This is a genomic window from Marinobacter gelidimuriae, from assembly GCF_000372805.1.
In the GTDB taxonomy this organism is placed as follows: Bacteria; Pseudomonadota; Gammaproteobacteria; order Pseudomonadales; family Oleiphilaceae; genus Marinobacter; species Marinobacter gelidimuriae.
The window spans coordinates 1-11,754 of the sequence record NZ_KB889928.1; the positions used below are offsets into that span (position 1 = coordinate 1).

Below are 11,754 nucleotides of genomic sequence, written 5' to 3' on the forward strand. Positions count from 1 at the left end.
TCATGTTCATCTGCTGGTCAATTACCCGCCATCCGTGCAACTCACCAAGTTGATTAACTCGCTTAAAGCTGTGACCTCTCGCCGACTGCGACAGCAGTTTNCGGATTTAACAGGGGCGTATCACAAGCCTGTTCTTTGGAGTCGCGCCTACTTCGTTTCCTCTTGTGGCGGCGCTCCCCTTGAAATCATCAAAGATTATATCAAGAACCAGCAGGGCTAACGCCCTGCACCGCATTCACCCCACACCTAGCTCGGAGTGGGTACCCTGCGGCAAGCAGGATGGATCGAAGGCGTCCTTGCCTTCGTTTACCCGTTGACTCCAAAGAATTATCGTCCGACCCCCTTGGTCTCCATTTTACCGATAACGGCCGTTACATTTCCTCGAGCACTGTCTTCAGTCTGGCCCTCACCGAAGCTTTGTTTGCTACCAATCCAGCTGATCGCACGGTCGTGAAGCTCCAGCATTAAAGAGAAAACACGCAAGACGATCTGGTACGACGCAATCGCGACGACAGCAACCCCGGCAACCAGCGAGATGATTCCGAAGGTAAATCCTTCTGTCGATGACAAGAAGCCAATAATCAGGAAGTCGACAAGAAACAGCGAGGCGACATCCACGATTTTCAAGCCAATGATGAACCCGATCACCAGGAACGCCGGGTACACCAGAATGGAGAGGAGGTGGACGAAACCTTGTTGTGCGATCTGGGGTGCGAACGCCTTTTCTCCCATCTGCGCCACGAACAGTATTCCCCATAAGGGAATGACAACGACCGCTTCAATGATATAAATCATCCAGGTTACGAGGGCAATCAGCCACTGAATCATGATAATGGCGGGCACATAGAAGGCCAGGAACAACCCGAGCAAAAAGACAAAGAACCACATGCTCGATACGAAGTTAACGAGATCGTTGATCATCGTACCGATCATTGAATTCATGACTTTGACTAAAAAGAAGTCGGTAGCAAAAGACATAGGATTGCTGACTGCATCCCAGCTTTTCTTTACAAACCCATCTTCCTCGGCGGCCTCAACCGTTTGCTCAGCCCAGGCGTTGACGGCAATCTTTGCCAAATAACCGATTTCTGACACGATAATGATGTTGTGACCCATGGAAACCATGCCAGAAATCATGTTGTCATCAGTCTTTAGTGGAGAAACCAGAAATGGGAAGACGGTGCCCTTCACGAACCCATCGATGGCGCTCATGATGCCCTCTTCCGAGTTGATCACGCCTTTTCCTGCTGAGCGGATAAGCTCTTCCGCAAACATTGGAAAAGCGCTTTTAATATCGGCGGCCTGTGTTGCGTTGTTCAGATGTGACATGGCATCGTTCACGCTGGGATTCGTTGCGGAACTCTGAATTCCACCGCTGCCTGGGTTGTCATCAAGCCGCGTATTCAACAGTTTATTGTGGACAGCGGACTTATAACGAGCAATTCGGTTGCGCATACGGGCCACGAACGCTTCGTCATCGATCAATGCTCCGATCTGCTCGATCTTGCTTTCAATATTAACGGTGCTTGTCGAGCGAAAATTGACCGCCTCCAGAATCCGGGTGTTTAACGTGCTCATCTGGAACCAGTAGAGCCCTAGTATTGGCCAGCCAATGCGATCTACCGAATCCCTGAAGCTATCTCCAACCCCGTTTCGGTTAGCGGTGTAAGTGTTAATAGCCGTCGCGTAGGAGGCGTATACCTTGGTTTGGAGGTTCCCCACCATTTTTACCGTGGCATCTGCCGCTCGCTCTATTTTATCCAGTTCTTCCCGTTGCTTTTCGACATAATTATCGCCGGCTTGATTATCCAGCAGGGCTTCAAAATAATCCGGAACATCGTAGGTAAGCTTTTCAACCGCATTCATGGCAGAGGCGCCTGACAACGCTTCGTTCATGAACACATCTCGGGCCTTGGTGTGGGCTGACCCAAACATTTCAACAGCCGCCTGTTTGCGGTTTTCAATGTCAGTCAGGTCGCGACCTTGAACGCACATAGGTCCTGTGGTGCAGCTGTCCACGTTACTTTGGAATTGTCCAGCGTCGTTGCGGGGTAGCGAGGCGGGCTCATCGGAGAAGAAACCCTCATCGGACCAGAAATTTTCGGTGTCAGTTGTAAATTCCACTATCACCGAGCCACAGAAATTCCCTAGCCCGGGACCTATATTGAGAAACCCGCCGTTTGCGCGGTTGCGCTCGAACATTACCCCGGCCCTGCTCAATGTTGGCGTTTGACTCAGATCGGGTCCCGAAAGTCCCGCTACAGATTCAAGTTCTCGCGTCAGCATGGGACGAGGCATTACCTCAGTTGATGTTCCTCCGTTGCTCTCAACATAACGCGCCGCTGCGTTGTAGATAGACTTGCACAAATGAGCATCAATGATAGCCTCTGTAGCGTGCCTGACGTCGGGTAATGGCACCTGCGTGATCACACCGTAATTCGTGGTGACCGCGGCTTGTGCTGTCATGTTGCCTAAAGTATTACTCTGGTGGGCCAGCCAAATAGCGGCATACTGACCCATGGAATATCCGCTTGGCAGCGGCATTATCAAAGCAATCGAGACCAGCATGTGTATCGGAGCCCAGGTCATCGAGATAGGCGAGCTCTCAACATCCTTAGCTTGGCCAATAATTAGAAGGTGCTGGACGCTCTTGAACACAATTACCGCAGCTGCGACAACCATACAGCTAAGACTGAATGGGATAAGTACAGCGCCGATCATCCCTGGCTGATCCGGCATCGTGGATAGCGTTCCGGCTTCAAACAATGAATCTATGATCCATGCACCAAAGCCGCCTGTTTCTACGGCAGATTCGTTGGTGGGGACATCAGCACGCGCGACGGCAGCGGTGAGCAGCGAAATTGCGACAAATAACCGATAGGCAATGGACACGGCTCACTTCTCCTTGGGGTCTTCGTTATTAGCCTCCGGAGGCAAAGAGGCACCCTGCGCGCCGTAACGAATGCGATTACGAATTTTGAAAATCACGATACCCACGTGACAAAGAGCCTGAACGACGCCGGCGAGAACGATCACGAGTAATCCGATCTTATTAATATTGGGCACGTCGTTTTGCCAGGCGGGCGAAGCTGCCAGGCTTAGGCCATAAGCCGTCAAAGCAACCGCCAGCAAGATGGTAATCAATGAGGTCCAAACATCGGCGACCAACGAACGCTTCGTCAGCCGGGTTGTTTTGAAATGCTCACGCCAGCTGCTGACAGAAAACACTTGTTTCCACATGTGTGGGTACCGGGGGCGCATGCGCTTTGCGTCCCTGAAAACAACATCGCTCGCGCTCGTCACGGAGACGAAACGACCGGTTTTCTTTAGAGCCCTTTTAATGATGGGCTCTTTATCAGGTACAGACTCCGCACTGCGGCTATGATCCTCTGCCTCAACCTCATCCACCCGGGATTCGGCTGCCTTCTGCTCAGATTTCATAACACGCCCTCACCGATTTATTTCAAACTAAGGTACATTGTGCAATAGAATAGCGTGGAAAAACGGAGCGCTGTACGACAAAGTGCATTCGATTTACCAAACGAAACACCGGTAGGAGCTTTTAGTGGACTACGCACTATTAAATGTGAGCAATCCTGACGCTCAGAAAGAAGGCCTCCCAGCTTCTACCGATCGCCATGAATACTGGGCATCAGTGAATGAAGCCGCAGCTGATGTTGTGGCCATGATGGATGAAAAAGAGTCCTGGGTTATCGAGAACACCGAGGGCTTTCGTGCATCGATGGACAATCTTCTGAAGCTCGTTAAAGATCATCCCGCCATCACTGAATATTGCCTCTCATACCCGAGAGAAGCCTTTAAGCTGATGGCCTACCTTCATACGTCGACCGCCATGATGCTTTTGCATGTAAGCGACAACCAACGACCACAGTTGATTGAAAACTTTTTACATGTGGTCACCGATCTTCTTAACAGTGAAAAGGACGGCGAAGTATCCGTGGCCGCCAATCTGGCTCTGGATCGGTTTCTGGCTTTTGAAAGATCAGCATTGATAAGCCGTATTTTCGCCAAGGATCGGGTGGAGGGTGTCATTACCGCCATAGAGAACTCGGGAGCCGGAAGGCTGATGAAGCGGCACTCCTTTAAAACCTCATTCAGTGGAGAATAGTCATGGCAGCACCCCCGATCAGGAAATGCCGTTTATCGGTCTGCGTAAGTCTTCTGCTGGCCGTCGCAACCACAGCACCTTCGGCAAGCGCCAGTCAGGGCGGCACGGAACGTTCCGCATTCTGCACGCAAGTCGACGATCTGCGGAAAAACTACGGAAAGCTCAATCGGGCCCTCGCCGTCAAGGTCGTTCAAGACAATTCCGATCCGATTGAAGATTGGGATATGGAGGAAGATTCCTGCATCAACGATTACGGTGTCAACGTAGGATTCAGTTTCAGCGGCATCACATCCGCCATCCTTGATGGCCTCAAGGATGCAGCCTGCAGCGCTCTCAATGACGCTATCGGTGGTCAACTTGCCGGCCTGGGCGCCTCGGTCACAGGCCCCGTGGGGCTCGGCGATTTGGATGTCGGATTTGGTGAATCCGATTCGCCCTTTAGTATCGAGGGCGAGCGGAAAAATATCGGAGTTGATTACGAGGATATCTTTAGTGATCAGCTCGATAAGCTGCCGGCCGTTGATGACGGGTTTATCGACAGTGACCAATCCGGCGGTCGTAGTCCGGAGAGTTTCGAATATCTTGGCACTGGCGACTCTTCGGATGTCGATGTGCCTTCTGTCAACGGAGATCGCCGATGAAAGTGCCGACCTATGTGTCGAATAAACGGGGTCGGGCAATAGCGGTTGCCGGTGTACTCTGTGTGAGTGTGATCACAGCATCCCCTGCACAAGCCTGTACCTGCATCTTTTCCGCAACGATTGGTGCTGCAACCATTTCTGGGCTAATGGGTGCTGGCTCTGCCGCCGTTGTCACCTCAATGACAACAGGGTTCCAGTCAGTAGGTAGTCAGGTTACCGCCAGCTCTGCTGCGAATGAAAAAAAGATCATTAAAGCGCTGGATTCAATGACAAAGCGTCTGGGGACTGAGATTCGTCAGATGCCGCTGAACGAAGCAAAAATGGAGACGTTAATAAACCAAGCCAGCCCGACGCGGCGTGCCACAGATGAGTGTCGTTACGGTGATCGGTCAGGCGATCTTGCGACTGTTGAACGGCTGACCGCGTTACAACAAGAGAATCTGGCCTCTTCAACCTACGCATATAATGAAATGACCAGCGATTACCCCGAAGGGATTGATACTGGAAGTCGATTTATGGCCCAGACAGCGCGCTTAATTCGCAATGCGCCCGATATCAAGACCGCCCCTATGGTGCTTGTTAATGGTCCTAACACATTCGGTGCTCTCACTCCGGAACAGACACAAAACGCCTTTACTGCTCTTAATTTAACCCTGAACCCAAATCCACCCGCGCGATCTATAAATCCAACGTCACCGGTGGCGCTGAAAAACGACGTCAAGGCCGATTTATACAACCTCCGAATGACGATTCCGCAAACTGTTTCACAGCAGATTCTTAGCTACGAGGCCCCAGTTCTGCAGTCCGGTAGCGACTCTTGGGTAGCGGAAACGCTGAGCCGCATTTCACCCAATGCCGCGGATGCTTTTACGGCGGGGGAGGTGGACGTATCTAAATCCGATCTGCTGCGGTTAATGGCCACTTATCGAACCAAGGATCCGGTTTGGGTGGGCAACGTGAGCGCCAAAGACGACGAAGGGGTAATGAAAGACCTGGCGTTGGTAAAAATGGATCATCTATCTATGGAGTACGAACTTTGGGTGCAGGACAGACACATGGCACTACTGACCTCTCAATTACTCGCCTCCAAACTTCGGCAGGAGCGTGACTGATGATGCGTCCATTCCTTTACTCTCCATGGTCTGTATGTGCTGGCATTACACTCTCATTATCGGCGCTCAATGCGCCCCCTGTGCAGGGCGCAGTAACGTATGTCGATGGGTACCGGGATGCCTGCATTATTTGTGAAGTTGCTATCGCCTCGGCCCTCGGTACCATCACAGCGGCGCTTGAAGCCTCAACCTACGCCGTTGGCACTGCCACTGGTATGCCACCGTATGTTCCGGTAGCCATCCCGGGGCATGGGTTTCCAGGGCTGTCGGATGCAGTCAGTGTTGCGTATGCCTCTCACAGTAAACACGTTGTTGCTGTCATCGGCTCTTCGACCAAACGCCTTGCCCTCGAACTGCGTCGGGTGCCGTTAACCCGCGTAGAACAGAAGACCCTGCAACGGGAATCCGAATTCGCAAAACAGGCTGACCGCCACAACTGCTCGACCATCGCCTATGGTCAATCCATGACGCAGGCCACGCCAACATCACTGGCAACCGGTTGGAAGTGGGTGCAGGAGGGTTCGTACACCCCAGGTAACGCCCTTGAAATGGATTCCAGCGAAGCAATTAACCGTACCTCGAACGATATTGATAACCAGGGTTTTCAACAGATAAACCGAGAGTTCATGAATCTCAAGGACGTTGCTGAGGCAGGTGGACACCCTGACGCCTCCGTTGCAGATATTCTTAACCCCGCCATTATGGTTTCTGACCACAAGCGCTTGCTCGGGCAAGAAGCTGACGAGTATGGAATATCCGATGACGAACGAATGGACTATCTGATTCGCTATCTAAGTATCGATACCCCTAGCCAGTCAGCGGCCATCCTCAATTCTGCCACAACGCCCGCAAGTATTTCAGAAGGTACCAGAAGAACGATGCACGATATGGGGTCAGGAATGGTGCTGGCGGTCATGGATGATGTGATGAATAGTCGCCGGTCCCATTCAACTACCTTTGGCACTTCCTACCTCGCTGACGCCATGGGCGAGCCGTTTTCACCCGATCTTGCCAGCTCCGATGAAGAATTTGTCTATCGGGTCGCGAAATATCGCCAGCGGGATTCTGAGGTTCTTGGGCGCATTCTCGTTGATCACGGCTCCGCGCTCCGGGAAGTGACCAAAATGGAAGCCGAACAACTCGCTATCAAATACCAACGCTGGAAGTTCAAACGCAACACGAACCTGATGCTATCGCAGGTTCTTGCCAATGAGTTGCAGCAAGAAGAGGTGCAGTAAATGGATAATGACAACAGCCCCACACCCGGTTCTGCGGTTAAGCCTGATCCGAAAGCGTCCGGTGCGACGATTGCTCGACTGTTGGCCAAGGTACAGGGTAGCGACTCGCCCAATGCCCAGAATCAGCTGAAGGGACTTAGTAACCTGGAGAATCGTATCGGTGGCCAGTCTCAGCCCAGTGTGTTCGCCAGCCAAACCGATCAGACTGCCGACAAGCTACGAGACTCGAGCATCATTGATAGCGCCAAAAACATGTTGCAGTCAGCTGAGCCATACCTTAAGGAAGCTGCAAAGGCGGGGCTCTATGTTGTTAATCCGGCAGCCGGTAGGGCGGTTGAGATTGCTGATAAGCTAGGTGCCTTGGACCGGAAACATGACCAGACACCTGCTGAAGAGCCTGGCGGTCCAGATGATCACGACGCGCCCAAGCCGCAATAACTTGAGTTACCCGGGCCCCGGCCCGGAGCTTTGGGACTGGTCATCTTCGTCGATAAGGGCCACCTCTTCTTCCTCATATTGGACGATGGTGCCTTCCCGGTCGAAATCAAAGGATACAGACTCAATCAGGCCTTTGATTTGTGCGCTGCTCAATTCGCTGGTGTAATGCTGTCTAAGGGCCGACTGCAGTTGTCCGTTACTTTCCAGGAGGGAATGGCTGGATTCCAGCACGTGTTCAAGGTTATCGCCAAGCGCCGCATTTGTGTTCACTAGGTCCGTGTTGGCCTGGGAAAGCTCGCCTACTGTCTCCGTGAGTTCTCGAACGGTCTGCTCTTGCTTTTCAATTCTCTGCTGAGCGCTTTCGGACTCCAGATCATCGCCAGTGGTTAAAAAGTCCTTTATATCATTCATGATTTCCCAGATGTGCCGGGACTCCAGTGCCGCAGCACTCAAGTAACCCGCAGTCTGTGTATCAACGAGAGTTGTACCTGCTGCCGCGGCAACTGTGGTGATGAGCGTTCCGTATCCGGCAATCCGCAACGAGGTGGCGAGTAGGGCTGGAGCATAGGTTTCCAGAAACTCCAGTGTTTTAAGACGCCGGCTTTTGCTCGGTCCGACCAGTGTGGTTTTTTGGTGGTTTTATCACAGCGAACCCTTATTGTTGCTTGCTGATCGGACCGACGCCTGCTTCCGCTGATATCGGGGACCGAAGTTTGAGCATGGTGCTGACTGTTACGACGGTGAGTCGTCTGGCAAATCCAGGTCCGAGTAATCAATGTCATCCACCAAACCGGGTTTTTGATCGTTTGTTGCTTGCTGATCGATCTGCTGTTGAGCATTCATCAGCGCTTCCCTCGCTCCTGGATTGTTCTGGATCATTGCGTAAATCTGGTGGCGGGTTTCCGGGTCGTGCTCCAGATCTTTGAATATGCTCCGAATGGCTGACTGGAATACAGGCTCCGCCAGAACCGCTTCATCTGACATGCTGCGGATCGGGTTACTGCTTCTCGGGTCATCGTAAATGGGCTCTCCATCAGTACCGTAAGCCGCCTCGCGATACGCCTCATCATCAAAAAGATACTCGACACCCTTAAGGTGCAGTTTCGCCGCATACTCAGCACCAGAAAAAGCAGCCAGCTTCAGTACGCCTGCCGTAAGTAATGAGGCGGCGGCTTCACGGGCAATGCTCGCCTCGATCATTGTGTCTGCCGTGACAGTCATAGCGGTCGCTGTCGCGCCCATTGCCATCAAGACACTGCCGCCAGCAATGCCCACTGCTACGCCGTGCTCTGCCAGAAACTCCACTGTTTTATTGAGGCCTTCACGAGCGCGTTCCTGCCATGAAGACTTCGTGGCCGAAGAACCAGGGCTGGCAGTGCTGTTGTCGCCAAGCCAGGATCTGTTTGCGTAGTCATCAGTCATTGTGTGTTCCCCTTATTATTACGTTGCCAAATTTAGAGCTATGGTGAGATCAAGCCAATTCTGCGTGGGCGTCGCTCAATGTGCCTTCAAATTCAAACACCAGAATTTCCAGCTTTCCAAGCATCTTCAGATCCCGGATGTGGATCTTGGCAATCGCATCCCCTTTGAGGCGTGAACCGATTCTTGACAGGGCGGTTCGCAGCATCGAATACTGGAGCATCAAATCCATAACACCAGGATGGGAATGGCTTTGAATGTCGGTCAGCAGTACCTCCATTTTCCGAATTTTTGACTCCATTGCATGAAATCGCTCTTCCGCGTCGATCAAAGTAACCGATTGATTCCCCATATCTTTCTGTGCCAACTGATTCATGATGATCTCCGTGCTACTAACACTTGAGGCGTTTACTTTTCCACAGAAAATGCTGAAAACTCTGTGGATAACATAAGTTATTGTAGTATGAATAATGCGTTACCGGGCTGGCTGTGTAATAACCCGTTTTCCATGGCTCACGCCAACGACATATTTTCCAGATCCAGATCCTCGGCCTCAGTCATATCCTCCGATTTTCCAGCCAGGGACGGCTTGTCGTCCTTGCTGTCTGCCATAAAGCGTGAGATGTGCACTGTCATGTGATCTTGTAACTGGTCCCGAATTTCCGTGTCGACTTTCTTGGTACTCATCCCGATCCGAAATGTTTTGTTCTGGAACAGGCTGGCAGACAATCCAGCTTCTTTTAAAGAAGCCTTGATCATCCGCGTATCGAATCCCTGTTTGAACACATGCTCCCCGAGTAGGTCGTTATTGCGCAATGTCACTTCTGCGGCCTCGGTATCCAGAACGTCAGTCGGTTTAACTAATAATGCTTTATCGACACCTTTACTCATCAGTGCCGACACTGCCGCTTTAGCGTCAAATCGCTCAGTGTAGCCTGCTGATATCCCGGGCACCTCGAAAGGCCACTCCTTGACCTGATATTTACTGGCGATGTTATCGATCTCTACGCGGATTTCATCGGCTTTATCCTTGGCGACCTGGCCCGCCAGCTTGAACCGCAAAAATTCATTCTGAAGTTCATTCAAGCTTTTTTCGTCGTTTGATGTTAGTTCAGCCGGCTTTTGCGGCTGGGGATTTTGATAAGGGATCCCTGACAGTACGTGGTTTTCCCAAAATTCACGGGCAAGTTTCACCAGGTTGTTAGCGATTGCGGGATTATGGCGGAATGTGCGGACCTGCATACCAAACCCCGGACCATTTACCGCAGCGATGTTGTCAGCCAGTGCCTGAAAGTTTGGGTTCTCCTGGGCCATCAGGTCATCGATGAGCTTGGAGGGGATATCCAGTTCAGCCAGCGCGTAGTAATCGGGCAGTTTTTTGAAATATCCCTCATACAGAAGGCCGTACCAGTGCACCTGTGCTGCGTTGATCAGCTTGATGGCGTCCTCGCTATCCAGGTTGGAACGAACCTTGAAGTCCGTAACGAGCACTTTATTTCCGGCCTGAGCAACTTCGTCAGGGTTTCCGATAATAAATGGGTAATCCGGATGGGGCTTGGAAAAGGCTTCTTTGATTTCCGGCGTTTCCAGCAAACTCTTGTGGTTGGACAGCTTATGATAAACAGGCTGCGCCAAGGGCTCCATGGCCGTACCGCGGAGCATGTGAATCGTAGGGGGGATCGGAAACTGCTGCAACAACTTCATCCGCGAGAGGTCTTCCAGCGTATTGTAAGCGTTTGATTTACCCATAGCGGTCAGCAAGAGTTCGCCGACTTCCGATCCACCGATCCCGGCAGCGCGGTGGGCATGCCAGACCGCGCGCTCGGGGTCGCGCTTGATAATTCCCCGAATCCAGTGATCAACCGTGCTATCAGAGATAACTGAACGCTGAGGCAGCGTTTCTATAACGCAGGCTACCTCGTCATACAGTGTTTGTTGGTCTGGACTGATCTCATCACTCACAACATGCCCTCATAGATTTAACATTCGATGGTTTATGCTACATCAATATAGGGCATTACAATTCGCTTGCGTAGCAAAAAGCACCTTGTGGTTTACTTTGGTGAACTTACTGGATGATTTTATCAACATAGTCGCGAAATACCCCATCCAATTGATTCAAGTGGAGCGGGAGCGACTTCCCTAACATTTGGGTGGGGATGGATAGCGTGACCTCGGCAGAGGTCTTGTCTTAGTAAAAACACTGTGGTTATATACAGTATGACTGAGTTCACCAAAACCCTCAAAGTCCGAGTTCGGGACAAACACGCTAATGTGCTGCGCCGTCAGGCCGCGGCTGTTAACNGTGTGTGGAATTTTGTGAATGAACTCAGTCATCGCAGCATTCGGGAGAGAGGNCAGTTTCTGTCGGCCTTCGATNTTCATCCTTATACCAAGGGTGCCGGCAAGCTTCTAGGCCTTCACAGCCAAACACTNCAGGTCGTTGCCCAGGAATANGTCACACGCCGCAAGCAGTTCCGAAAATCCAAACTCGCGTGGCGTAAAACCCANGGGGTTCGCCGGTCGCTCGGCTGGGTGCCNGTGAACACCGGCGCCGCGGTTTGGAGCAACGGGCAGGTTCGGTTCCACGGTCAGCATTATCGGGTCTGGGACAGCTACGGTTTGTCTCAGTACAAATTNCGCTCTGGCTGCTTTTCTGAGGACGCCCGAGGTCGGTGGTATTTCTGCGTGGTTGTCTCGGTAAAACCCGATCGCCGGTGTGGCACTGGCAGCGTGGGTCTGGATCTGGGCCTGAAGACCACGGCCACGCCCAGTTC

At 51.9% G+C, this 11,754-nt stretch carries 12 protein-coding genes; 6 read left to right on the forward strand and 6 right to left on the reverse strand.

The window, feature by feature from the left end; translation table 11 throughout:
- Nucleotides 1-220 (forward strand): IS200/IS605 family transposase (gene tnpA / locus A3OI_RS0116070; protein ID WP_018405266.1); only part of this gene is annotated, 220 nt, incomplete at its 5' end.
- Between the two features lie 107 nt (nt 221-327).
- Here tnpA and A3OI_RS0116075 read toward each other — a convergent pair.
- Complete coding sequence (locus tag A3OI_RS0116075; RefSeq protein WP_018405267.1) at nt 328-2,892, reverse strand: DotA/TraY family protein; 2,565 nt, start codon at nt 2,890-2,892, stop codon at nt 328-330.
- A gap of 3 nt (nt 2,893-2,895) precedes the next feature.
- Nucleotides 2,896-3,441, reverse strand: coding sequence for a hypothetical protein (locus tag A3OI_RS0116080; protein ID WP_018405268.1), 546 nt, complete (start codon nt 3,439-3,441; stop codon nt 2,896-2,898).
- Nucleotides 3,442-3,565: 124 nt separating this feature from the next.
- Here A3OI_RS0116080 and icmW point away from each other — a divergent pair, with 124 nt between their 5' ends.
- Genes icmW through A3OI_RS0116105 form a run of 5 tightly spaced genes read left to right on the forward strand, consistent with a single transcriptional unit; the run spans nt 3,566 to nt 7,558 of the window.
- A complete protein-coding gene (gene icmW / locus A3OI_RS0116085; protein ID WP_018405269.1) occupies nt 3,566-4,129 on the forward strand; it encodes a type IVB secretion system protein IcmW in 564 nt (187 codons plus the stop codon).
- A 2-nt stretch (nt 4,130-4,131) separates the two neighbouring features.
- On the forward strand, nt 4,132-4,770 hold the full coding sequence (locus tag A3OI_RS0116090; protein WP_018405270.1) for a hypothetical protein: 639 nt from the start codon (nt 4,132-4,134) through the stop codon (nt 4,768-4,770).
- Nucleotides 4,767-5,882: a hypothetical protein gene (locus tag A3OI_RS0116095; RefSeq protein ID WP_018405271.1), complete on the forward strand. Its 1,116-nt coding sequence runs from the start codon at nt 4,767-4,769 to the stop codon at nt 5,880-5,882. The genes A3OI_RS0116090 and A3OI_RS0116095 overlap by 4 nt, the downstream gene beginning before the upstream one ends.
- Nucleotides 5,882-7,120 carry a hypothetical protein gene (locus tag A3OI_RS0116100; protein ID WP_155903187.1) on the forward strand — a complete coding sequence of 413 codons (1,239 nt, stop codon included), beginning with the start codon at nt 5,882-5,884 and terminating at the stop codon, nt 7,118-7,120. Before A3OI_RS0116095 ends, A3OI_RS0116100 begins: the two co-directional genes overlap by 1 nt.
- Nucleotides 7,121-7,558 carry a hypothetical protein gene (locus tag A3OI_RS0116105; protein ID WP_018405273.1) on the forward strand — a complete coding sequence of 146 codons (438 nt, stop codon included), beginning with the start codon at nt 7,121-7,123 and terminating at the stop codon, nt 7,556-7,558.
- Between the two features lie 6 nt (nt 7,559-7,564).
- Here A3OI_RS0116105 and A3OI_RS0116110 read toward each other — a convergent pair whose 3' ends face one another.
- The 4 genes from A3OI_RS0116110 to A3OI_RS0116125 all read right to left on the reverse strand — a co-directional run bounded on the left by A3OI_RS0116110 (nt 7,565) and on the right by A3OI_RS0116125 (nt 10,939).
- Nucleotides 7,565-7,969: a hypothetical protein gene (locus A3OI_RS0116110; RefSeq protein WP_155903189.1), complete on the reverse strand. Its 405-nt coding sequence runs from the start codon at nt 7,967-7,969 to the stop codon at nt 7,565-7,567.
- A 321-nt stretch (nt 7,970-8,290) separates the two neighbouring features.
- Nucleotides 8,291-8,980, reverse strand: coding sequence for a hypothetical protein (locus A3OI_RS0116115; protein ID WP_018405275.1), 690 nt, complete (start codon nt 8,978-8,980; stop codon nt 8,291-8,293).
- A gap of 49 nt (nt 8,981-9,029) precedes the next feature.
- The gene (locus A3OI_RS0116120) at nt 9,030-9,353 is read right to left on the reverse strand and encodes a hypothetical protein (protein WP_018405276.1); all 324 of its coding nucleotides are present in this window, start codon (nt 9,351-9,353) and stop codon (nt 9,030-9,032) included.
- Nucleotides 9,354-9,490: 137 nt separating this feature from the next.
- On the reverse strand, nt 9,491-10,939 hold the full coding sequence (locus A3OI_RS0116125; protein ID WP_018405277.1) for a YqaJ viral recombinase family protein: 1,449 nt from the start codon (nt 10,937-10,939) through the stop codon (nt 9,491-9,493).
- Nucleotides 10,940-11,754: the final 815 nt, after the last annotated feature.

Bases quoted from the DNA above. Each gene is read 5' to 3' on its own strand.
- A3OI_RS0116105 (WP_018405273.1), top strand. From the start codon at position 7,121: ATGGATAATGACAACAGCCCCACACCCGGTTCTGCGGTTAAGCCTGAT.
- A3OI_RS0116120 (WP_018405276.1), bottom strand. From the start codon at position 9,353: ATGAATCAGTTGGCACAGAAAGATATGGGGAATCAATCGGTTACTTTG.
- A3OI_RS0116095 (WP_018405271.1), top strand. From the start codon at position 4,767: ATGAAAGTGCCGACCTATGTGTCGAATAAACGGGGTCGGGCAATAGCG.
- A3OI_RS0116100 (WP_155903187.1), top strand. From the start codon at position 5,882: ATGATGCGTCCATTCCTTTACTCTCCATGGTCTGTATGTGCTGGCATT.
- A3OI_RS0116115 (WP_018405275.1), bottom strand. From the start codon at position 8,980: ATGACTGATGACTACGCAAACAGATCCTGGCTTGGCGACAACAGCACT.
- A3OI_RS0116090 (WP_018405270.1), top strand. From the start codon at position 4,132: ATGGCAGCACCCCCGATCAGGAAATGCCGTTTATCGGTCTGCGTAAGT.
- A3OI_RS0116110 (WP_155903189.1), bottom strand. From the start codon at position 7,969: ATGAATGATATAAAGGACTTTTTAACCACTGGCGATGATCTGGAGTCC.
- A3OI_RS0116080 (WP_018405268.1), bottom strand. From the start codon at position 3,441: ATGAAATCTGAGCAGAAGGCAGCCGAATCCCGGGTGGATGAGGTTGAG.